Annotated in this window: 15 protein-coding genes; 7 read left to right on the forward strand and 8 right to left on the reverse strand. The window is 68.1% G+C overall.

Annotated features, from left to right (window positions below; genetic code table 11):
* From AB0C30_RS54595 to AB0C30_RS54610, 4 genes are all read right to left on the reverse strand, one after another.
* Positions 1-415, reverse strand: a 415-nt coding sequence (locus AB0C30_RS54595) for an endo-1,4-beta-xylanase (protein WP_357959894.1), incomplete at its 3' end; no start/stop codon positions are given.
* A 585-nt stretch (positions 416-1000) separates the two neighbouring features.
* Positions 1001-3826, reverse strand: coding sequence for a glycoside hydrolase N-terminal domain-containing protein (locus AB0C30_RS54600; RefSeq protein ID WP_357959896.1), 2826 nt, complete (start codon positions 3824-3826; stop codon positions 1001-1003).
* A gap of 169 nt (positions 3827-3995) precedes the next feature.
* Positions 3996-5351, reverse strand: a complete 1356-nt coding sequence (locus AB0C30_RS54605; protein WP_357959898.1) for a lectin — start codon at positions 5349-5351, stop codon at positions 3996-3998.
* Positions 5352-5692: 341 nt separating this feature from the next.
* On the reverse strand, positions 5693-6463 hold the full coding sequence (locus tag AB0C30_RS54610) for a FadR/GntR family transcriptional regulator (protein WP_357959900.1): 771 nt from the start codon (positions 6461-6463) through the stop codon (positions 5693-5695).
* A 133-nt stretch (positions 6464-6596) separates the two neighbouring features.
* Between AB0C30_RS54610 and AB0C30_RS54615 the strand changes: the two genes are divergently transcribed.
* Genes AB0C30_RS54615 through AB0C30_RS54630 form a run of 4 tightly spaced genes read left to right on the forward strand, consistent with a single transcriptional unit; the run spans position 6597 to position 10833 of the window.
* Complete coding sequence (locus AB0C30_RS54615; RefSeq protein WP_357959902.1) at positions 6597-7877, forward strand: extracellular solute-binding protein; 1281 nt, start codon at positions 6597-6599, stop codon at positions 7875-7877.
* 4 nt (positions 7878-7881) lie between these two features.
* Positions 7882-8841, forward strand: a complete 960-nt coding sequence (locus AB0C30_RS54620) for a sugar ABC transporter permease (protein WP_357959904.1) — start codon at positions 7882-7884, stop codon at positions 8839-8841.
* The gene (locus AB0C30_RS54625; protein ID WP_357959906.1) at positions 8841-9668 is read left to right on the forward strand and encodes a carbohydrate ABC transporter permease; all 828 of its coding nucleotides are present in this window, start codon (positions 8841-8843) and stop codon (positions 9666-9668) included. The genes AB0C30_RS54620 and AB0C30_RS54625 overlap by 1 nt, the downstream gene beginning before the upstream one ends.
* A 1-nt stretch (position 9669) precedes the next feature.
* Positions 9670-10833: a mandelate racemase/muconate lactonizing enzyme family protein gene (locus tag AB0C30_RS54630; protein ID WP_357959909.1), complete on the forward strand. Its 1164-nt coding sequence runs from the start codon at positions 9670-9672 to the stop codon at positions 10831-10833.
* Positions 10834-10886: 53 nt separating this feature from the next.
* On the opposite strand, the gene AB0C30_RS54635 is transcribed toward AB0C30_RS54630, so the two are convergent.
* Positions 10887-12368, reverse strand: a complete 1482-nt coding sequence (locus AB0C30_RS54635; protein WP_357959912.1) for an arabinofuranosidase catalytic domain-containing protein — start codon at positions 12366-12368, stop codon at positions 10887-10889.
* A gap of 333 nt (positions 12369-12701) precedes the next feature.
* Positions 12702-13439, reverse strand: a complete 738-nt coding sequence (locus tag AB0C30_RS54640; RefSeq protein ID WP_357959915.1) for a FadR/GntR family transcriptional regulator — start codon at positions 13437-13439, stop codon at positions 12702-12704.
* Positions 13440-13774: 335 nt separating this feature from the next.
* Between AB0C30_RS54640 and AB0C30_RS54645 the strand changes: the two genes are divergently transcribed.
* The 3 genes from AB0C30_RS54645 to AB0C30_RS54655 all read left to right on the forward strand — a co-directional run bounded on the left by AB0C30_RS54645 (position 13775) and on the right by AB0C30_RS54655 (position 20786).
* Positions 13775-16156, forward strand: a complete 2382-nt coding sequence (locus AB0C30_RS54645) for a ricin-type beta-trefoil lectin domain protein (protein WP_357959918.1) — start codon at positions 13775-13777, stop codon at positions 16154-16156.
* Positions 16157-16243: 87 nt separating this feature from the next.
* Entirely contained in the window at positions 16244-19069 is a 2826-nt protein-coding gene (locus AB0C30_RS54650; RefSeq protein WP_357959921.1) for a carbohydrate-binding protein, read from the forward strand.
* 10 nt (positions 19070-19079) lie between these two features.
* Entirely contained in the window at positions 19080-20786 is a 1707-nt protein-coding gene (locus AB0C30_RS54655) for a ThuA domain-containing protein (RefSeq protein WP_357959924.1), read from the forward strand.
* Between the two features lie 30 nt (positions 20787-20816).
* Here the strand turns inward: AB0C30_RS54655 and AB0C30_RS54660 are convergent, their stop codons facing one another.
* The gene (locus AB0C30_RS54660) at positions 20817-22148 is read right to left on the reverse strand and encodes a nucleotide pyrophosphatase/phosphodiesterase family protein (RefSeq protein ID WP_357959926.1); all 1332 of its coding nucleotides are present in this window, start codon (positions 22146-22148) and stop codon (positions 20817-20819) included.
* Positions 22148-23260 carry a metabolite traffic protein EboE gene (gene eboE / locus AB0C30_RS54665; protein ID WP_357960133.1) on the reverse strand — a complete coding sequence of 371 codons (1113 nt, stop codon included), beginning with the start codon at positions 23258-23260 and terminating at the stop codon, positions 22148-22150. Before eboE ends, AB0C30_RS54660 begins: the two co-directional genes overlap by 1 nt.
* Between the last annotated feature and the right edge of the window lie 2 nt (positions 23261-23262).

Raw genomic sequence — 23262 nt, forward strand, 5'->3', positions numbered from 1 at the left:
ACTGCATCCAGCCGGGCTGCTGGCCGTGCCAGGCCAGCGTGTGCCCGCGCACCCGCTTGCCGTTCTGCACGGCCCAGTTGTAGACCCGGTCCCCGCTGGTGAAGTTGAACTGGCCCCGGTTGGGCTCGGTGGCGTCGATCTTCATCTCGTTCTCGGCCGTCACCATGTTGAACTCGCGATTGGCGATCGTCGTGTAGGCGGAGTCGCCGAGCTTGCCCGAGGCGATGGCGGTGCCGAAGTAGCGGCCGCTCTGCGCGGCTGCCGCGCCGAGCGTGCTCGCTGCGGCATCGGCTGGAATCGCCGTCGCAAGTGCCGTGATCATGCCGAGCGCGCCGAGCGCGCCGGTGATCAGCGCCCGGCGGCGCGCGCCGAGCGGCCGCCGGGCGGCAGGCGGGGACATGGTGTTGACACGCATGCTTGAGCCTCCATAGGCGAATCATGGGAAGGGGGAACTCACCTCGGGCACTCAGTGTGTGGATCTCGCCGAAACTTGTCAAGAAAGTAGTGAAACTTTCGGAGTCGCCTGCTCATTCTGTATCTGCTGGACTGGCCAGATGCGCAATCTTGGTTCGAAATATTTCGGGCGGCTTGGCGGGATGGAAGTTTCATGGCGCCGCTCTCGCTGGGTCGATCGCGTCCGGACCGGATAATCCGAGGTGAGCGCACCTGGTCGGTGCCTCCTCCGGCCACGGCAAGTTAAGGCGCTCTTGACAGTACCTTTTTGCCGCATATTTGCTGCGTCCCTCCACCGACATGGTGAACTGGACCGATCACGGCTCCCCGCTGAGCCTGACCACCTTCAGTTGGGCGAAGTCCGACGCAGCGGAAGCGGCTACCTGTTCAACGTGAACTGGTGGCAGTTCAGGACGACTGCGGCGTCCGCGACTCGACAGGCCCCGTCCCTTCGTCCTGATCCGCCCGCGTTCGGCCCCGCCCATTCGCTCGCGTCGGGCGGTTGAGTAACCCTCTCTCTCCAAAGTGATCGGCGGTGGATATGAGGTCACAGGCCCGTGATGGTCCATTGGTTGTTGGTGCTGTTGTTCGGCGTCCACATGGCCACCGTGGAGCCGGCTGTGCTGTTGCCCATGCCGTCGAGGGCCGTGCCGGTGCCGCGGTTGATGATCTGGTAGCGGCTGTTGCCCGTGCTGTTGAGGCGCCACTGCTGGTTGTCGCCGCCGCCCCACGCCGCCTGCCTGGCGTTGGCTCCGTTGGCGGTGTTGCCCCAGCTGTCGGCGACCATGCCGTTGGTACGGTTGACGATGCGGTACCACCCACCGCCCAGGTCCACGAGCTGCCACTGCAGGTTGGTGCTGCCGTCCCAGTTCCACTGCTTGAGGTTCGCCCCCGAGGCGACATTCCCGCCGCTGTCCAGCGCCAGGCCGGTGGCCGCGTTCGTGATCCGCACGTAGGTCGCCGGCGGGGTGCCGCCGGACCCGGTCATGCGGTATGTACGACCGGCCTGACCGGTCAATCTGATGACGTCGTTCTCGGGTTTGGTGACGCTGACGGTGTCGCCGGTCGTGGTGTCGACCACCTGGTAGGTCCCGGCGAATATCCGGCCGCGCACGTTGACCGTCCCGTCACGGTCGAACCTGATGAGGATCTCGGTGGCCCCGCCGGAGCTCCACGTCGCGTCCACGGTGTAGCCGCCGCGCCCTCGAAGACCCTGTGCCGTCCCGCTCGGCCAGGCCGCCGGGAGCGCCGGCAGCACGTGAAGCTCACCGTTGTGGCTCTGTAGCAGCATCTCGGCGATGCCGGACGTCGCGCCGAAGTTGCCGTCGATCTGGAATGGCGGGTGCAGGTCGAACATGTTGGGCGCGAGCCGGGCCGTCGTCACGAGGGCGCGGATCAGGTCGTGCGCCCGCGTGCCCTCCTCCATCCGCGCCCAGTAGTTGATCTTCCACGCCAGCGACCAGCCCGTACCGTCGTCACCGCGCAGTTCGAGGGTCCGCCGCGCGGCGGTGTACAGCGCGGGGGTGCCGCGCTTGGTGATCTGGTTGCTGGGGTGCAGGCCGTAGAGGTGGGAGATGTGCCGGTGGTTCTGCTCGGTCTCGACCCAGTCGTACAGCCACTCCTGGATGTTGCCGCGCGAGCCCACCTTCATCGGCGTGAGCCGGTCCCGGGCGGCCAGGACCCGCGTACGGAAGTCGGCGTCGACGTTGAGCGCCTGGGCGGCGTTGGCGCAGCCGTTGAACAGGTCACGCAGGATCTGGTTGTCCATCGTGGGTCCGGCGCAGATGCTGACGCCCGAGTGGTGGTTGAGTTCGGGGGAGTTCGACGGGTTCGTTACCAGGTAACCCAGGCTCGGCTCCTGCACGAGGGTCTCCAGGAAGAACTGCGCGGCCCCCTTCATGGCCGGGTAGTACTGCCGCAGGAAATCGAGGTCGCCAGTGAACAGGTAGTGATCCCAGATCATGGTGGCCAGCCACGCGCCGCCGGTCTGCCACATGCCCGCCGCGGCGAAGTCGACGACCGACGAGGCCCGCCAGCCGTCGGTGTTGTGGTGGGTCACCCAGCCGCCGGCGTTGTACTGCACCCGGGCCGTGCGGGCGCCGCTGACCGTGAGATCGTTGATCATCCTGAACACCGGCTCGTAGCACTCCGACAGGTTGGTCGTGTCGGTCGGCCAGTAGTTCATGGGCAGGTTGGCGTTGAGGGTGTACTTCGAGTCCCAGGACGGGGTCAGCGAGTCGTTCCAGATGCCCTGCAGGTTGGCTGGCTGGGTGCCCGGGCGCGAGGAGGAGATCAGCAGGTAACGGCCGTACTGGAACAGCAACGCCGAAAACTGCGGGTCGTTGCTGTTCGCGTGCTGCGCGATCCGTACGTCGGTCGGCTGGTCGGCGGCCGAGGTGCGGCCGAGGTCGAGCGTCGTGCGCCCGAACAGCCGCTGGTAATCGGCGACGTGCCGGCCACGCAGGTCGTCGTAGGTCCGGCCGGCGGCGGCGTCGAGATGGCGCCGGGCGATGCCCTGGTAGTCGCCGCCGACGTCCTTGTAGTTCACGTAGCTGGAGCCGATGGAGATCAGCACCGTCACGCTGTTGGCGGACCTTACCTGCAGGGTGCCGCCGGAGCTGCTGACACTGCCGCCTTCTGCGACGGCCCGGGCCAGTGCCAGGAACCTGACTTTGCCGGCCAGGCCCCTCTGGTCGCCGGAGATGCCGTCGAGCGCCACCGTCGTGCCGTCCGGGCTGGACCGCGTCGTCCGCTGCGGGCTGCCGAAGGTCGCCGAGAACGTGATCGAGCCGGGCTTGTCGGCGGTCAGGCGGAGGGCGATCACCTGATCCGGCGCGCTCGCGAGCACCTCACGCCGGTACCGGACGCCGTTCTGCAGGTACGTCACCGTCGTGGTGGCCGTGGTCAGGTCGAGGAAACGGTTGTACTCCGAAACCCCGGCGGCGCTGCCGAAGGTCAGTCGCAGATCGCCCACGGGCTGGTAGGCCAGCTGAGCCGAAGGGTTGCCCAGCATGTTCTGGTCGACAAGGGTCTGGGCCTGGCTCCACTGGTTCTGGAAGACGAGCTGCCGGATCTGCCCCAGCGCCGCCGCACCCTTCGTGTTGCTCTGGTCGTACGGCCCGCCGGCCCAGATGGTGTCCTCGTTGAGCTGCAGCCGCTCGGTGTCGACGTTGCCGAACACCATGGCGCCCAGGCGACCGTTTCCGATCGGAAGCGCGCGCAGCCACTCCGTGCCGGCGCTTTCGTCGTACCACAAGGCCAGATCGTTCGCGGCGCGCACCTCCGGAGGCGCCACCGACGCGGCCCGGGCCGCGGCCGTCCACTGCAAGGGCAACAGCGCGGCTCCAGCTCCAGCCGCGCCGAATCTCAGCACTTGTCTTCGCGATAAATCAGCCATTTTCGGTTCTCCAAGCCCATGAGGGTTTCGCGGGCGGTCGGCCTCCGTTGGGTACGAGCACTAGCCCTGCACCACATACGTGCCTGCGTGCTCGTGGTCATCGCCGGGGCGATGACTCGTCCCGGCGATGGCGCGTGGTCAGCTGTCAGACGCGGGTCCATTGCTGGTTGGTGGCGCCGGTGCAGGTCCAGATCTGCACCTTGGTGCCGTTGGCGGTGCCGTACCCGGACACGTCCAGGCACTTGTTCGCCCCTACCGCCGTGATGCTCCCGTCGGCGTTGAGGCGCCACTTCTGGTTGTTCTGCCCGTTGCAGTCCCAGATGATCACCGCGGTGCCGTCCGCCGTCCCGGCCCCGTTCACGTCCAGGCACTTGCCGCCGTAGACCCGCAGCTCACCGGAACTGGTGGCGGCCCACTGCTGGTTGGACTGCCCGTTGCAGTCCCAGATCTGCGCCTGCGCGCCGTTGGCCTGCGAGGCTCCGCTGACGTCCAGGCACCGCCCCGACCCCACACCCTTGAACGCGCCTGTCGTCGGCGGATCAACCGTCGGCGTCGGCGTCGGATTCGGGTCGCTGCCTCCGAACTGCGCGAAGAAGTTCCACACCACTGGCCTGGTCCAGGACTTCTCGCCGGGCTCCAAATCGCCGGGCTTCCCGTCCACGGGACCGGGGGTATGGCCGGCGTCGAACGCCGCCCATGCGACCGGATACCCGGCCCGGCACCCCGAGTAGTTGGTGACGATGTGCGTAAGGCTGCCTTGCGCCGGCTCCGGCGGGTTCTGGGGGGTGCAGCCGTTGTTCCTGACGAACCTGTCACGTAGCGACCGGCCCGTGGAGATGTTGAGCACCGGATCCCTGAGGCCGTGCAGCCCGATGTACGCGATGGGCTCGTTGCCGCCGCTGCACCCGCTGAGCTGCCCGCCGGAGTAGACCGCCACGGCGCGGAAGACCGTCGCCCTGGTGCACGCGAGCGAGTAGCTCATGCCGCCGCCGTAGCTGAAGCCCATGGCGAAGCGCTGGGAGGTGTCCACACAGAGGTCCGCCTCGATCCGGCGGATCATGTCGTCGACGAAGGTGATGTCCTCACCGCCCGAGTTGGCCCAGCCGTTGTTGAAGCCCTGAGGCGCGACGAAGATCGCGGTGTTGTTCGACAATGCCCTGAGCCCGTAGTAGGACCAGGGATACCCACTGGTTCCGCCCCCGTCGACATCGTTGGCGGTGCCGCCATTCCAGTGGAATCCGAAGATCAACCGGTATGGGGTGTTGTTGTTGTAGTTGTCTGGAATTCTCAGAATATAGCTACGATTCTTCCCGCTGGTGGTAATCGACTGCGTACCGCTTCTCAGCGTTGGGGTCTTGCCGCATCCAGCGGTGCCCGCGAGGGCGCTCTGTTGTGCGAGAGGCGGGGGCGCGCTGTCGCCCAGCGCCGTATGCACCGTGGCCAGGACGACGAGCAGTACAGCGGAAGCGATAGCGGTGAGGAGGTATCTAAGCCTCGACATCACACATTTCCTTTCCCTTTTTTTGGGGGGACAACGTAAAAGGGAAGCCACTTCCACCGCCGTTTCCGGAGGTGAGGGCGTTGGAGTGTTAGCGCTCACTCAACGCCGCCATAATGGGGCCTCCTTTCTTCCTGGCGGCTGGAGGCGATGGTGCAGCGGAGCAAATATGACCGTGACAAGACCTGTCAAGGCTCGGCCTTCTCGACATTGCGGGCCTGTGCCTGAGACGACCCCATCGCTCCGGCTGCTGACCAGGAAAAGCGACCGTGGTCACCACTGACGCGCCGCGATGAAACTTTCACGGCCCTCGATCGAATCGGTTCCGTGGACGCGAACGGGTGCTAACGCTGCAACCGGGCGGGGTCGGCCGTTCCGCTGCGGCGGACGATCCAGGCCTCGGTGATGTGATGGAACATCGCCTCGGCGGCGCCCGCGGGATCGTGGGCGGCGATGCGTTCGTAGACGCGGCGGTGGCCGAGGTTCGACGCCACGCACAGGGCTCGCTCGGTCCGGCCCATGTACCGGGCGGTGTTGATGACCTGGCTTTCCATCGCCCGTACGACGCCACGGGCGATGCGGTTTCCCGACGCCCGCATGATCGTGTCGTGGAAGGCGCGGTCGCTTTCGGCGTAGGTGACCGGGTCGGCCACGAGCTCGTCCATCCGATCCACCAGTGCGCGCAGCTGCTCGATGGTGTCCGGCTCGGCCAGGCGGGCGGCGACGTTGGCCATGTCGGACTCCAGCACGCGCCGCGTGACGACGAGGTCGTCGAGGATCGTCAGGCTCTCGTCCGCGGCGATGGCCGCGGCGAGGACGAGCTCGTCGAGCATGTCCCACATCACCGGAGGGGTCACCATGGTGCCGGAGCCCTGACGGACCCGTACCAGTCCCTTGTCCTGCAGGACTTTCACCGCTTCCCGGACGACGGTGCGGCTCACGGAGAAGGCTTCGCACAGCGCGGGCTCGGTGGGCAGCGGCGTCCCCGGCGGGTGCACGCCGCGAACGATGCGCTCCACCAGCTCGGCGGTCACCGCTCTGGCGAGACTGGCCGGACGCTGGGCCCAGGCCGGTGGCGCCGGGACGGCGCTGCCCGTTTCCTGCGATGCCGTCATATCCCCCCTCTGGTGACTGGCAAGGACAGCGCGACCGCATCAGTCTACATGTCCCTCTTGACCGTAATACGTCATACGAATTATGTTTCCCAGGGCGACGGGCATATCGGCCGCTCTCGGAGGGTGAACAGCTATGAGGCAGCGAGCGTTGTGGTCGGTCCTGCTTGCCGCGGGACTGGCCGTGGCCGGCTGCGGGAGTGCGGCGCGGACGGAGTCCCCGTCCGGCGGAGACTCGCAGTCCAAGCCGCAGAAGCTCGTGGTGTGGGACTGGAAGTCCGGCGAACCGGCGGCGGCCACCTACATCGAGAAGGCGAAGGCCGACTTCGCCAATCGGCATCCCGGCGTCACCGTCGAGTTCGTCGCCCAGCCCTTCGACCAGTACTACACCTTGCTCGGCACGGCCATTCAGTCCAGCAAGGGACCCGACGTCATGCTGTTCAACGGGGGCGGACAGCTCCGCGATCGGGTCGCCGCGCTCCTTCCGCTGGACCAGTACGTGAGCGAGGACAAGAGCCGGTTGGCGGGCTGGGACGCCTTCAGCAAGGACGGCAAGACCTACGCCGCGCCGGTGACCCTGCAGGGCCACCCGATCTACTACAACAAGGCGCTCTACGAGAAGGCCGGTCTCGACCCGGCGAACCCGCCCAAGACCTGGGAGGAGCTGGTCAGCGGCTGCGCCGCCATCAAGAAGGCGACCGGAGCCGCGTGCTTCGCGCTCGGCAACAAGGAAGGCATCGGCATCCAGTTCTTCATGTCGGGCCTCGGCTCCGGCATCTTGACGCCTCAGGAGTACGACAACTGGATCGCCGGGAAGCGTGACTGGACCTCCCCCCACGTGAAGCGGATCTTCGAGCTGTGGAAGGACGCCGGCGACAAGGGGCTGAACAACGACGGTGCCAACTCCACCGCGATGTTCACCGACATCTTCAGGGTCTTCGAGACCGGTAAGGCCGCGCACATCATCGGGCTGATGTCGGACGTCGGGCACTGGAAGGACTTCGCCGAGTTCCTGCCGCCCGACAAGATCGGCGTCATGCCGGCCCCGGTCGTCACCGACGGAGCCACGCCCAGCCTTCCGTACGACGGCGGCATCGGCTACGCCGTCGCCAAGTGGACGAAGGCCCCGAAGCTGGCCGCCGATCTGGTGCGATCCCTGACCTCGACCGACGCCTTGACCGCGTTCTACGCCAAGGCCGGCGCGATCGCGTCCGACACGACGATCGACGTCTCTCAGGCGGGCCCGGCCGTCGCCGCGATCGTGCCCGAGATCAAGACCGGCAAGCCCGCCCTGCATGTCGCGCTGTCCTCCAAGACTGTGGACCTGATGGGAAGACTGTCCCAGCAGCTCCTGAGTGGTTCGACCACCGTGGACAAGGCTGTGGAGCAGCTGGCCGCCTCCGACCGGACAGGCTGACCGGGTGCCGATCGGAGGTCCGTCGCCGTTGGTCCGCCCGGCCGGCTCCGGGCGAGCCGGCGCAGCGACCGTCACGCACCGGGGCGCCGGTACCACCCGTAGGGCGCGCGCCGAGCGCCTCGCGCCCTACGTCCTGGTGGCGCCGGCCGTACTGATCATCGTGGTGTTGCGGCTGTGGCCGCTGGTCCTGGGGGTCAACTTCTCCTTCACCGGTGACGGCGAGCTCAATGGGGCCCCGGTCGGCCTGAGCAACTATCTGGAACTGCTCGGCGACCCGTTGTTCAGCACGTCGCTGCGCAACGTCGGGCTGCTGGTGCTGCTGCTGCCCGTGGCGGTGGCGATCCCCGGCCTGCTCGCGACCTTCATCTATCTGCGGGTGCCCGGTCACCGGGTCTACCGCAGCGTCTACTTCTTCCCGGCCGTGCTCTCACCGGTGATCGTCGGTGCGATCTTCAACCTCATGCTCGGGTTCGACGGCCCGTTGAACGCCGTCCTCGGGGCGGTCGGCGTCGGCCCGGTCGACTGGCTCGGCGATCCGGGCATCGCCATGTTCACGGTTGTCGGCGTGCACATATGGGCGACGTTCGGGATGGCTCTGGTGGTGTTCCTCGCCGGGTTCAGCACCCTGGACGCCTCGCTGCTGGACGCCGCCCGCGTGGACGGCGCCTCGCTTGGCCAGATCATCTGGCACGTGATCATCCCGAGCCTGACGCGCACCATCCAGTTCGTCTTCGTGACCACCATGATCGGAATGCTGACCTCCATGTTCGGCCTGCTCTTCGTCATGACCGGCGGAGGACCGGAGGGTTCGACCTACCTGCCGGAGTTCTACATCTGGCACCAGCAGGGACAGCTGAACCAGCCGGCGCTCGCCTCGGCCGCCTCGACGGTTCTCTTCGTCGTCATGCTCGTGGTGGGGCTCCTGCAGATCACTCTGCTCCGGCGCGCGGGCAGGCAGGACTGATGCCCGGCAGGCGTCCGGCCAGGTGGGTGGCCGCTGTCTCCATGGCCGCTCTCGCGCTGGCGACGATCTATCCTCTCCTGTTCACCGCCAACGTCGCGATGAAGACCCGCCGCGACTACATCCTCGACCGGTTCTCCCCGGCGGGCTCCCTGCGCTGGGACAACCTCGCCGAGGCGTGGGCCGGCGCCGGAATGGCGCGATACTTCGTCAACTCGTTCATCGTCGTGGCATTCGCCGTGGCCCTGCTGCTGCTGTTGGGTTCGATGGCGGGCTTCGCGCTGAGCCAACTGCGCTTCCGCGGATCCTCGGTGATCTTCCTGGGCTGTCTCGCGGGGCTGTTCATCCCCTTCCAGGTGATCATGGTGCCGCTCACCAGGATCATGGCCGACAGCGGGCTCATCGACACCTATCCGGGGCTGATCCTGGCCTACGTCGCGCAGTTCCTGCCGTTCACCGTCTTCCTGATGACGAGCCACTACAGGACCATTCCGGCGGAGATCGTCGACGCGGCCAGGATCGACGGGAACACGGTGTACGGCGTGTACCGGCGGATCATGCTGCCGCTGGGCGTTCCGGCGCTGCTGTCGGTCGGCATCCTCGACGCCTTGTTCTGCTGGAACGACGTGCTCATCTCCCTGCTGATGATGCCGTCGCCCGAGCATCGCACCCTCATGATCGGGGTCAACGCGCTGCGCGGACAGTATTCCGACGACATCCCCACCTTCGCCTCGGGAGTCCTGATCGCCGCGATACCCGTACTGATGATCTATCTGTTCCTCCAGCGGCAGATCGCCGACGGCGTCACCGCCGGTTCCACGAAAGGCTGACATGCGCATCACGGCATATCGGACCACGACGACGGTCCAGAGATGGGGCCGTCCTGTCGGTGACGCCAACGGTGTCTTCGCCGACGGTGTCGTGTCGGTGCCGGTCGTCATGGTGGACACGGACGAGGGGATCACCGGCATCGGCCTCGGGCCGCACGTCGAGATCGACACCGTGTTCGCCGCGATCGAGGGGGAGGACCCGCGCGGCGTGACGGCTCTTTACGACCGCATGCTGCGGCAGACGTTCAAGGCCGGCCACGCCGGAGCCGTGTTCGGCACGATCGGCGCGCTCGACACCGCCCTGTGGGACATCAAGGCACAGGCGGCCGGTGAACCGCTCTGGCGGCTGCTGGGCGGACGCGACCGGCGGGTCCCCGCCTATGCCTCAGGCCTCGACATCGGCCTGACCGACGACGAACTCGTCTCGGCGTACCAGCTCTACGCCCAGCACGGCCTGCGGGCGGCCAAGCTCAAGGGCGGCCTCGACATCGACTGCGACCGGCACCGCCTGACACTGGTACGGGACGTCCTGACCGAGGCGAGGCACGGATCACGGCCGGGCCTGATGCTCGACGTGAACGAGGCCTGGACCCGCAAGCAGGCGGTCCGGCACGTCTGCGAGCTCGAACGCACCCTGGATCTCACCTGGATCGAAGAGCCGGTCCGGAGGTGGGACGCCGAAGGCCTGGCCGTCGTCGGCAACGGCATCCGCGCCTCCGTCGCCACCGGGGAGAACCTGACCGGGCTCGAGCAGTTCCGTCCGCTGTTGGCCACGGGAGCGGTCGACATCGTACAGACGGCCGCGGTCTGGGGGGTGACCCACTTCCTTCGGGTGTCCGCCCTGGCGCACGCCCATGACCTGCCGGTCAGCCCGATCGGCACCACGCCGGTCGGGCTGCTGCACGCCGCGACGTCGGTGCCGAACCACCTGGCCAGCGAGCTGCAGGATCTGCACCCGCCGATCGGGATCTCGCTCGACCTGTACATCGAGGACGGCGCCTTCATCCTCGGAGACGCGCCGGGTCTCGGCATCACGATCGACGAGAACGCGATCAACGCGTTCACCCGCCGACCGGACGCCAGGGCCGCGGAAGGCCCCAACATCCGGCCGGAGCACGCCGGACGACGGCTGCTGGCGGTCACCGGCGGCTTCCATCAGACCTAGTGTCATGCGCCTCTCGCCGGCCTCCGGGTCTGTCGAAGGTTCGGGAGACCGGGTCAGCGGTAGCCGGCGGCGATGATGTTGGTCTGGACGGCGTTCTCGGTGGCGTCGGTGGGATAGCCGGCGGTCATGGCTCCTTCGTAGAAGGTTCCGGCGCTGAGATTGGCGCCGCCATCGGGCTTGCAGCAGTCGCCGCCGCTGCCCAAGATGATCGCCCCCTGCTTCTTCATCGGGTTGTAGCCGTTGGGGAGCGGCCCGTCGTACAGGGTGTACAGGTTGCCGGACTGCGCGTTGCTGCCCTTGATGGCGAACCGGCTGGTGCCGTTGTTCTTCAGCGTGGCGGTGACGAACTTGTGGGGGAGGGCCCGCTGGTTGGGGTTCCACGACTGGCTGCCGCCGGGGTACAGACCCCATTCCAGGTCGGCCTGGACCCAGGGGCCGCCCCCGGAACAGCCGCCGAACCAGCACTGGGTACTGAAGTTGATGGCGTCCATGGCGCCGGCGGCGTCGGCCTTCCTGGTCGTCTCGCTGTTGCCGTAGTCGAAGCAGCAGCCGCCGTTGACGTGGGTGCCACTCGTCACCATGTACATGCCCTCGGGCGCGGTCCCCGTGGGCACGCCGGTCAGGTGGCCGTCCCGCCAATAGCTGTTGCCGGGGTTGATGTAGAGCGAGTACGCCTTGCCGCCGCCGACGGTGAGCGACTCGGTGGTCGCGATCGCGGGCCTGCTCTGAGGGGAGCCGGGGACCACGCTGGATCCCTGGTACCACAGGTCGTTGCCCCGCCCGGACTGGTCGTACACGACGGTCATGACGCACGTGGTGCCGGCGCAGAACGAGTCCTGGGCCGCGGCGTCGGCGACACCGCCCGCGGTCAGCACGCCGATGTTCCTGGTCGTGTTGTCGGAGCGCCTGACCTGGTACAGGTTGCCGTTGTAGGAGCCGTAGAGCGCCCGTGTCGTGCTGTGCGCGGCCACGCACGGCGTGCCGCCGGAGGCGTAGATGTCGCACGGGCGCGCGCCGGGCGGCTGCGGGGTCGGGGTCGGCGTCGGGGTGGGCTCGGCTCCGGTGGTCCATTTCTGGTTGGTGCCGCCGTGGCATGTCCAGATCTGCACCTTCGTGCCGTTGGCGGTGCCGGCGCCGCTGACGTCCAGGCACTTGTTCGCGCCGACCGCGGTGACGGAGCCGTCGGCGTTGAGGCGCCACTTCTGGTTGTTCTGGCCATTGCAGTCCCAGATGATCACGCTGGTGCCGTCGACGGTGCCGGCGCCGTAAACGTCCAGGCACTTGGTGCCGTACACCCGCAGCTCACCCGCGGCGGTCGAGGTCCACTGCTGGTTGGCCTGGCCGTTGCAGTCCCAGATCTGCGCCTGCGCGCCGTTCGTCTGCGAGGCGCTGACATCCAGGCAACGCCCCGAGCCCACGCCCACCAGCGGCGTTGTCGCTGCCGAGGCCGGTGCCGACCAGGTCAGGGCGGTGGCCAGGAGCGTTGCCAGCGCCGCCACCACAGCTGCGACGACGGCCGCCCGAGAACGCCTCACACGGCCCGATAAGGGAACGGATGAAGGCTGCATTGTCGTACTCCTTGGAGGTAGGGCGAGACGGAGACAGCCGCGCTCGGAGACCGGTGCGAATCGATTCGCCAACGTACTGATCAACTGAGGAGGGGGAGACAGCGGTGTACGGCGAAGCACATACGACGGGCGGACGGCCTGTCAAGGCTCGGTCCTGTCCGGCTGCCTGCCGGAACCCCTGTCCGGCGGCACTCATCGGCCACGCTCGTAGCCGGGCTCGATGAAACGTTCATCCGCCGTCGGCCCGGCTGATCAGGTCCCGTCAGTGCCCCGCAGGGCGAACCGGTTCGGAGGGCCGGATCACTGGGAGGAGAAGAGGCGCTGCTGGATCTCTCTCCGGTAGTCGTCGAGGGTGTTGTCGATGTGCGTGGCCGCGGCCTGGGCGGCCGCTTCCGGGTCGCCGGCGCGGATGGCCTGGTAGATGGCGTCGTGCTCCTCGACGGCCTTGGCGGCGTGCCCGCCCACCGAGCCGCTCAGCCCGATGAGGTTGGACTGAGCCTGTAGCCTGCGGGCCTCCCGCACCGCCACCTGGAGGAACATGTTGTGCGAGGCCGTGGCGATGGCGGTGTGAAAGGTGTCGTCGCCCTTGTTGAACAGGTCTTCTTGCCCGGTCTCGAAGCCGTGGCGGCACACGCCGGCCGCCTCCTCGATGGCCCTCAGCTCCGCGGGGGTGGCGCGGCGGGCGGCCAGCCTGCTGGTCTCCATCTCCTGCACCCGGCGGAACTCGAACAGCATGTAGACGTGGTCGAGGTCGGTCGGGAGGAAGAAGGAGGCCCAGCGCCCGGTGCCGAACATCCCCTCGTCGTCGGCCACGTACAGGCCGCGGCCCTTCTGAGCGCGTACCCGGCCGAGCGCGGAGAGCAGCTTCACCGCCTCGCGTACCACCGTGCGGCTGGTGCCCAGTTGCCCGGCCAGCTCGATCTCGGTCGGCATGCGGTCACCCGGACGCAGGCCGAGCCGGACGATCAATTCCAGCACCTGCTCGGCCGCCACCTCGTAGCCCGGCCGGTATCCGCTCTCGCGCGGGGTGTCGGTCACCGTGCTTCCTCCTCGCCGTTCTCTGCAAAGTATGACTGATGTGGGTTCCTCCCAAGCTCAGACGTACTGCCGATTAGTACGACACATATGAACGGTTCATACGAGGGCGATCGGCGCGGGTAACCGTGATGGCCTGCATTGCCGCTGGTAAAGAAAGAGATGCGGCTAACTATGGCCATGCGCCAGGTGTGCAAATGGTGAAATAAGCGGGCTTAAGGTCTTGACGGCTATCAATACTCACAACGTAATTAGAGGCGAGGACCCTCAGAAGGGTGTCACCTGCCTGAGCAGCAGGGCGTGACCTGGCCACACCCGTACCCCCCAAAGGAACAACTGTGCAGTCATCTTCGCCCGTCACGGCACTGAGACCGGCTCTGATCGGCATCGTCGCCGCGGCGCTGGCCGCGGCGTTCGCCCTCATCGCCCCCGCCACCCCAGCCCTGGCGGCCACCACGACCCTGTACGCGTCACCCGCCGGCACCGGCACCGCCTGCACCTCCACCCAGCCGTGCTCGCTGTCCGCGGCGCAGACGGCGGTACGCTCGCTGAACGGCGCGATGTCCGGTGACATCGTCGTGGAACTGGCCGACGGGGTGTACCGGCTCTCCGCGCCGCTCCGGCTGGCCGCCGCCGATTCCGGGAACAACGGCTACTCCGTCAAATGGCAGGCCGCGGCGGGCGCCCGTCCCGTCATCAGTGGAGCCAGGGCGGTCACCGGATGGACCGTGGCCGATTCAGGGAAGAACATCTGGCGCGCCGACGTCGGCACGGGAATCGACACCCGGCAGTTGTACGTCAACGGCGCCATCGCCACGCGGGCGCGTACGGCCGTGAACCGGTCGGACCTCACCGCGAGCAGCACCGGCCTGCGGTTCGGCAACAGCGCGCTGAACTATCTGAACAACCTGGCCAACCAGAACCGGGTCGAGATGGAGAGCGTGGGCTCGTTCACGGACCGCTATGTGACGGTGCAGAGCATCAGCGGGAACTTCATCACGATGCAGCAGCCCGGCTGGAACAACAACACCTTCGGGTACGACACCTTCACGCAGCCGCACCGGGCGGGTCCGCTGTACCTGGAGAACGCCTACGAGTTCCTGGACGCGCCGGGGGAGTGGTACATCAACCCCGGGACCGGCGTCCTGTACTACATCCCGGCTGCCGGGCAGAACATGAGCAATGTCAACGTTGAGCTGCCGGTTCTCCAGTCCCTGGTGAACGTCGGAGGCACCTACGACGCACCCGCGCACCACATCACGTTCAGCGGGATCACGTTCACCGGCACGACCTGGCTCGGACCCAGCGGCAACCAGGGCTATGCGGACCAGCAGACCGGCGCCTACATCGCGGGTAACTGGAACTGGCCCGCCGACAGGCTGACCTCCTGCCAGGAGGGCTGCCAGCAGTTCGAGGCCGCGCGGCCGCACTGGCAGCAGATGCCGGCAGCGGTGCAGGTGTCCGCGGCCGGCAACATCACCTTCACCGACTCCCGGTTCGTCAACCTCGGCCAGACGGCCGTGGGCATCGGCAACGACGCCAACGCGCACGCCAGCGGGGTCGGCCTGGGCGCCGGCGACATTACCGTCACCCGGTCCGAGATCGCCCAGAGCTCGGCCGGCGGCATCGTGGTCGGTGGCGTGCGCGCCGACGCGCACCACCCCAGTGACCAGCGCATGGTCAACCGGAACATCACCGTCAGCAACAACCGCATTCACGACCTCGGCCTGGACTACCGGGGCATCGTCTCGGTCCTGACCACCTACGTCACCAACACCGACGTGTCACACAACGAGGTCTACAACCTGCCGTACACCGGCATGTCGATCGGGTACGGCTGGGGCGCCAACGAGCCGGGCGGCAGCAACCAGTACGCCAACCGCGGCCTGTACAACTACCAGCCGCGCTACACCACTCCCACCACCGCGTCCGGCAACAAGCTCGTCGGCAACTACGTGCACGACGTCATGCAGCAGATGACCGATGGGGGCTGTATCTACACGCTGTCGTGGAACCCGAACGCGGTGATCAGCGGCAACCACTGCCTGCGGACCAACGGCTGGTTCGGGATCTACTTCGACGAGGGCTCCAAGTACTACACCGTCACCGGCAACGTGCTCTCGAACACCGGCACCTGGGCCACCGCCAACTACTGGGGCGGTGAGAACATGGGGAACTTCACCGTCACCGGCAACTGGTCGACCAACGGCAGCACCAATGTGACCAACGGCGACCGCGGCAACGTGGTGAACAACAATGTCACCGTCACCAACGGCGCTTGGCCCGCGGGCGCCCAGGCGGTGATGGCGTCCGCCGGTCCCCAGGGCCAGCCTTCGGGGAGCACGAGTGCCTTGAAGGGTGTGGGGTCGGGGCGGTGCCTGGACGTCAGCGGAGCCTCGCAGGCCAACGGCGCGCAGGCGCAGATCTGGGACTGTAACGGCCAGGCCAACCAGCAGTGGACCTCGACCGCCGCGGGTGAGCTGCGGGTGTACGGCGGCAAGTGCCTGGACGTGAACGGGGCCGGGACGGCGGACGGCACCGCGGTGATCATCTGGGACTGCAACGGCCAGAACAACCAGAAGTGGCGCCTCAACTCCGACGGCACCGTCACCGCGGTCGGGGCGAACAAGTGCCTGGACGTCGGTGCCACCGCCAACGGCACCAAGGCACGCATCTGGACCTGCACCGGAGGCACCAACCAGAAGTGGGCGCGCGCCTGACACCGTCTGGCGACGCGCCCTCGGCGCCCCACTCGCGGGGGACGAGAAAGCTTTCGCTCGAATCGATTCGATAGCAGAGGAACGCTCATGTCCCGACGTCCGTGGCTCACCTTGCTGACCACGATGGCGCTGATCATTCCCGGAGCGCTCGCGCTCGACGCCTCCCCGGCGAACGCCCTCGCCATTCCGGCGGCCGACTACCAGCAGGTGTCTCTCGCGTCGGGAGGTGCCGAGCTGGGTGAGGCGATGTCGCTGGCCGTCATGCCGAACCGGTCGGTGGTGCACACGGCGCGCGACGGCACGGTACGTGTCACCGATGTCAACGGCAACACGAAGGTGGCCGGCAGGCTCAACGTCTACAGTCACGACGAGGAGGGCCTGCAGGGTGTGGCGGTGGACCCCGACTTCGCGTCCAACCGGTACATCTGGCTCTACTACTCGCCGCGGCTGAGCACGCCGAACGGTGATGCGCCGAGCAACGGCACGCAGGCGCAGTTCGACCAGTGGAAGGGCGAGCTGCACGTGTCCCGGTTCATCCTCAAGGCGGACGACACTCTCGACATGGCCAGCGAGAAGGTGGTCCTGCAGGTCCAGAACGACCGCGGCCTGTGCTGTCACGTGGGCGGGGACCTCGACTTCGACGCTGCCGGAAACCTTTATCTGACCACCGGCGACGACAGCAACCCCTTCGAGTCGAGCGGCTACTCCCCGCTGGACGAGCGGACCGACCGCAACCCGCAGTTCGACGCCCAGCGCTCGGCCGGCAACACCAACGACCTGCGCGGCAAGCTCCTGCGCATCAAGCCGCAGCCCGACGGCACCTACACGATCCCCAGCGGCAACCTGTTCCCGCCGGGGACGGCGAAGACCCGGCCGGAGATCTACGCGATGGGCTTCCGCAACCCGTTCCGGATGAGCGTGGACAAGGCGACCGGCATCGTCTACCTCGGCGACTACGGGCCGGACGCGGGGGTGACCAACGCCAACCGGGGGCCGAGCGGGCAGGTGGAGTTCGACCGCATCACCGGTCCCGGCAACTACGGATGGCCGTACTGCACGGGCACGAACACCACCAGCGAGACCTACAACGAATGGAACTTCGCCACCAACAGCACCGGTCCGAAGTACAACTGCGCGGGCGGCCCGACCAACAACTCCTTCCGTAACACCGGCCTGACCACGCTGCCTGCGGCGAAGCCGGCGTGGATCAGGTACGCGGGGGACGCCGGAAGCCCGCCGGAGTTCGGCTCCGGATCGGAGTCGCCGATGGGTGGTCCGGTCTACCGTTACGACCCCAACCTGAACTCGGCCGTCAAGTTCCCCCAGGCGCTCGACGGGCGGTATTTCGCCGGTGAGTACGGCCGGCGCTGGATCAAGGCGATCGAGGTCAAGCCGGACGGCGCCTATGGGGAGATCTCGGCGTTCCCTTGGTCGGGGACGCAGGTGATGGACATGGCCTTCGGTCCTGACGGGGCCCTGTACGTCCTCGACTACGGCGACGGGAACAACAACCAGGCGCTGTATCGCATCGAGTACATCGGCAGTGCCAACCGCAATCCGATCGCCAAGGCGTCCGCCGACAAGACGTCTGGACCGGCTCCGCTGACGGTGAACTTCTCCTCGGCGGGCAGCTCCGACCCGGAGGGCGGCGCGCTGACGTACTCGTGGAACTTCGGCGACGGCACCACCTCCACGGCGGCGAATCCGAGCAAGACCTACACCACGAACGGCGCCTACACGGCGACGCTCACGGTCCGGGACCCGCAGGGCCTCACCGGCACGGCAAGCGTGATCGTGAACGTCGGCAACACCGCGCCGACGGTCATCCTCACCACCCCCTCCGCCGGACAGCTGTTCTCCTTCGGCGACACCGTTCCCTTCCAGGTCACCGTCAGCGACCCGGAGGACGGCACGATCGACTGCGCCGGGGTCACCGTCGCCTACTTCCTCGGCCACGACAGCCACCGCCACCAGATCACCTCCACGACCGGCTGCTCAGGCTCCATCTCGGTGCCGGTCGACGGTGAGCATGACGCCGCGGCCAACATCTACGGCGTCTTCGAGGCCTCCTACACCGACAAGGGCGGTCTGACCTCCACCAGCGACCGTACCCTCCAGCCGCGGCATCGGCAGGCCGAGCACTTCGGCGCCCAGCAGGGCATCCAGACGGCCGACCACGCCACCGCGGAAGGCGGCAAGACGGTCGGCTTCACCGACGACGGCGACTGGATCTCCTTCCAGCCGTACAACCTGGGCAACGCGACGAGGATCACCGCCCGGGTCTCCTCGGCCGGCGCGGGCGGCCGGATCGAGGTGCGGGCAGGCTCGGCGACGGGCACACTGCTGGGAACGGTGAACGTGGCGAGCACCGGCAGCTGGGACACCTTCACCGACGTCTCGGCGAACCTCAGCGGCGCGCCGGCCGGCACCACGACGCTCTATCTGGTCTTCCGCGGCCCGACCGGACAGGGTTACCTGTTCGACGTGGACGACTTCACTCTCGACACCGGCACCCCGCCCTCGGGGAGCACGAGTGCGTTCAAGGGTGTGGGGTCGGGGCGCTGCCTGGATGTCAGCGGAGCCTCGCCGGCCAACGGCGCGCAGGCGCAGCTCTGGGACTGCAACGGGCAGTCCAACCAGCAGTGGACCTCGACCGCCGCGGGTGAGCTGCGGGTGTACGGCACCAAGTGCCTGGACGTGAGCGGGGCCGGGACGGCGGACGGCGCCGCGGTGATCATCTGGGACTGCAACGGCCAGAGCAACCAGAAGTGGCGCCTCAACACCGACGGCACCATCACGGCGGTGGGGGCGAACAAGTGCCTGGACGTCACCGGCGCCGGCACCGCCAACGGCACCAAGATGCGCATCTGGACGTGCACCGGAGCAACCAACCAGCGCTGGACCCGCGTCTGAAAGGACACCCATGCCGAGCGACCGAAAGACATCTGTGCTGCGACGCCTCTCAGTGACGGTGGCGGCGATCACCGCCGTCGCGACGGTGATCCCCGCCATCCCCGCCCAGGCCGCCGCCTACAAGGTGCTGGTGTTCTCCAAGACGGCCGGATTCCGGCACGACTCGATCCCCAACGGGATCCAGGCCATCCGCGACCTGGGGGCCGCCAACGACTTCGCGGTCGATGCCACCGAGGACTCGAACGCCTTCAGCACGGCCAACCTTGCCCAGTACAAGGCGGTGGTGTTCCTCAGCACCACCGGTGACGTGCTGAACGACAACCAGCAGACCGCCTTCCAGACGTACGTGGACGGCGGGGGCGGCTACGTCGGGGTGCATTCGGCCGCGGACACCGAGTACAGCTGGGCCTACTACGGGCAGCTGATGGGGGCCTGGTTCAACAACCACCCGGCGATCCAGCAGGCCACCGTACGGAACGAGGACCGGGCGCACGCCGCGACCGCTCACCTGGGGGTGACCTGGTCGCGTACCGACGAGTGGTACAACTACCGCACCAACCCCCGCCCGAACGTCCGGGTGCTCCAGAGCCTGGACGAGGGCAGCTACAGCGGCGGCGGCATGGGCGATCACCCGATCACCTGGTGCCACCCTCAGTCCTCCGGCCGCGCGTTCTACACCGGCCTGGGGCACACCAAAGAGTCGTACGCCGATCCGAACTTCCGCACGCTGCTGCTCGGCGGAATCCGGTACGCGGCCAAGGCCACCAACGCCGACTGCCGCCCGGAGACGGGGTACACGACGTTGTACAACGGCTCGACGACGGGCTGGTCGCAGGCCGGGCCGGGGTCGTTCGCCAACAGCGACGCCACGCTGACCTCCCAGGGCGGCATGGGCATGCTGTGGTACAACGCCAAGGAGTTCCGCTCCTACTCCGTCAAGCTCGACTGGAAGATGACCGGCGACTCCAACTCCGGCGTGATCGTCGGTTTCCCGGCCACCAGCGACCCCGACGCGGCGCTCAACACCGGATATGAGGTGCAGATCGACGCGACCGACACCCCGGACAAGACGACCGGGGCGATCTACGGGTTCAAGACGGCCGACATCGCCGCCCGCGACGCGGCGCTGAACCCGCCGGGTCAGTGGAACACTTATGAGCTGCTGGTGGAGGGCGAGCGGCTGCAGGTGTTCCTGAACGGCACCAGAATCAACGACTTCACCAACGCCGATCCGGTCCGCTCGCTCCAGCAGGGCTACATCGGCATCCAGAACCACGGGTCCGGCGACGTGGTGTCATTCCGCAACATCCGCGTCAAGGAACTGGCCGGCACACCGGGCGGCTCGGGCGCCCTCAAGGGCGTGGGGTCCGGGCGGTGCCTGGACGTCAGCGCCTCGCCGGCCAACGGCGCGCAGGCGCAGCTCTGGGACTGCAACGGCCAGGCCAACCAGCAGTGGACCTCGACCGCCGCGGGTGAGCTGCGGGCCTCTGGCGGCAAGTGCCTGGACGTGAACGGGGCCGGGACGGCGGACGGCACCGCGGTGATCATCTGGGATTGCAACGGGCAGAACAACCAGAAGTGGCGCCTCAACTCCGACGGCACCGTCACCGCGGTCGGGGCGAACAAGTGCCTGGACGTCGGTGCCACCGCCAACGGCACCAAGGCGCGCATCTGGAGCTGCACCGGAGGAACCAACCAGCGCTGGACCCGCGTCTGAGGCCGATATGGCGGCCCGGGGTGTCCGCGGTCAGCGGCTTCTCCGGGCCAGACCGGCCAGGAGGTCCTTGACCTCGGTCGCCTCGTAGGAGTCACGGTCGAAGGGGCCGATGATGAGCGGGCCGTCGTCGGGGAGGTCGGGCAACCGGCCGTGACTGCCCCGCACCGGCGCCGGGTCGAGCGGCACCACCCGCATCGTGTAGCGGAAGCCCAGTTTCTTCCTGGCCAGCGCCGCCGCCGCACGGAGCTTGACGAACGGATCATTCGGGTCCATGAACAGCTCGGCGGGGTCGTAGCCGGGTTTGCGGTGGATGTCCACGAGCCTGGCGAAATCCGGGGCGCGGTCGTCGGAGAGCCAGTAGTAGTAGGTGAACCAGGCGTCAGGTTCCGCGACCGCGACGAGTTCGCCGGCGCGTTCGTGGTCGAGCCCGTACTTCGCCTTCCCCGCGAGGTCGAGCACCTCGTCCACGCCGGTCAGCTCGGCGACGACGGCGCAGGTGCGGCCGAGGTCGGCCGGATCGCGCACGTACACGTGGGCCACCTGGTGGTCGGCGACGGCGAAGGCCCGGGACGTCCACGGGTCGAGGTACTCCATCCCGGCCTGGGTGTGGACCTCCAGGAGACCCGCGGTCCGCAGCGCCCGGTTGATGTCCACCGGGCGGGACACCGGGGTGATGCCGTACTCCGAGAGCACGACCACCTCGGCGTCCTCGGCCAGGAGCGGAGCCAGCGCGGCGTCGACGGCGCGGGCCGCCGCGATGGCCTCGGGACCGGCGGGGCCGTACCGCTGGAGGTCGTAGTCGAGGTGAGGCACGTAGACCAGCAGCAGATCCGGCCGTTCGCGGGCCAGGATGCGGCGGGCCGCGGCGATGATCCATTCGGACGAGGTGATCCCCGCGTTGGGGCCCCAGTAGGTGAAGAGGGGGAACGGCCCCAGCGCGGCCTCGAGGTCGTCGTGAAGTGAGGGCGGGCGGGTGTAGCAGTCGGGCGACTTGCGGCCGTCGGCGTGGTAGACGGGGCGCGGGGTGACGAGGAGGTCGGTCGGCGCGCCCATCGCATACCACCAGCAGACGTTGGCGGTGCGCAGGCCGGGCGCCGCGGTCCACAGCTGGTCACCCTGGATGAGCGCGTTGTGCTGGCGCCACAGCAGCACCTCGCCGAGGTCCCGGAAGTACCACCCGTTGCCGACGATGCCGTGGTCGCGGGGCATCGAACCGGTCAGCAGAGTGGCCTGCATCGAACAGGTGACGGCCGGGAGCACGGGCCGCAGCGCGGCCGCCGCGCCCGCCTTCGCCACGTTCGGCATGTGCGCGAGCAGGCGCGGGGTGAGCCCGACGACATTGATCACGATCAGCGGTGCCATCACGTCTCCTTCAGCCCGAGGGCGGCGAGCTGTCCCCGCATCCAGTCGAGCTCGGCGGCGATGCCTTCCGCGACATCGGCCGGCGCGCCGGGAAGCACGTTCCACGTGTAGGTCTCCACCTCGACGTGCCTGGTCAGCGGCCGTTCTCCGCCGAGGAGCACGTTCAGCAGGTCACGCAGGTAGGGGGCGCTGGTGGCGAGCGGAGGGGGCGGCGCGTCGTGCAGCGGGACGTGGAAGTGCACGCGCCAGCTCTCGTCCGCGGGCAGGCCGCCGGACAGGGCCTCGCCCAGGTCATCGGCGTATCCGGTGGCGGAGCGCGTCTGGTGGAGGAAGCGGGCCTCGTCGAACGCGGCCAGCGCCCGCTGTGCTCCCGGTGGGGCCACCAAGGCGCACGACGCCTGGAGCTTCACGATGGGCAGCCCGGTGCGGGCGGCCGCGCCGGGTTCCTCGAAGCCCACGGCCATGTGGCAGGCGTCCAGGCAGAGGCCCAGGTGGTCATGATCCACGCCGCTCAGCAGGGCGGTAGCCTGGGGCGTCGTCTCGACGATGCAACCGGGCTCCGGCTCGAAGCCCAGCCGGATCACCTTGCCGGTACGGCCGGCCAGCGCGCGCAAGCCCTGGGCGACCGCGTCGAGATTGGCCATGACCGCCGCCGCTTTCTCTTTCGTCCACCCGGTCCGCCAGGCGAGGGGGAGGGTCGAGATCGTGCCCTCGGTGACGCCGTCCGGCAGCAGCGCGGCGAGGATCTCGGCGAGCCCGAGCGTGTAACGCAGCCGCTCCGCGTCGGCCCAGTCAGGGGTGTAGACGCGGTACTTCACGATCTCGTCGTGGAAGCCGCGGTAGGGGAACCCGTTGAGGGTCACGACCTCCAGCCCGAGCGCGGTCAGCCGCTCGCGCAGCCCGGCGAGTTCCCCGGGCCGGGCGAGGAGGTCCGCGGCGGCGTGCTGGGACAGCCACAGCCCGAGCCCGAGCCGTTCGACGCCGAGCAGGCGCCTGACCCGCGCGGCGACGCCGGACAGCTGACCGTGGATGCCGGGGAGATCCTCGGCGGCGTGGACGTTGGTGCAGTAGGACAGGTGCACCGTCGAGCCGTCCGGATGGCGCAGCCGCATGG

Source organism: Nonomuraea sp. NPDC048901, from assembly GCF_040649695.1.
Taxonomy (GTDB): Bacteria; Actinomycetota; Actinomycetes; order Streptosporangiales; family Streptosporangiaceae; genus Nonomuraea.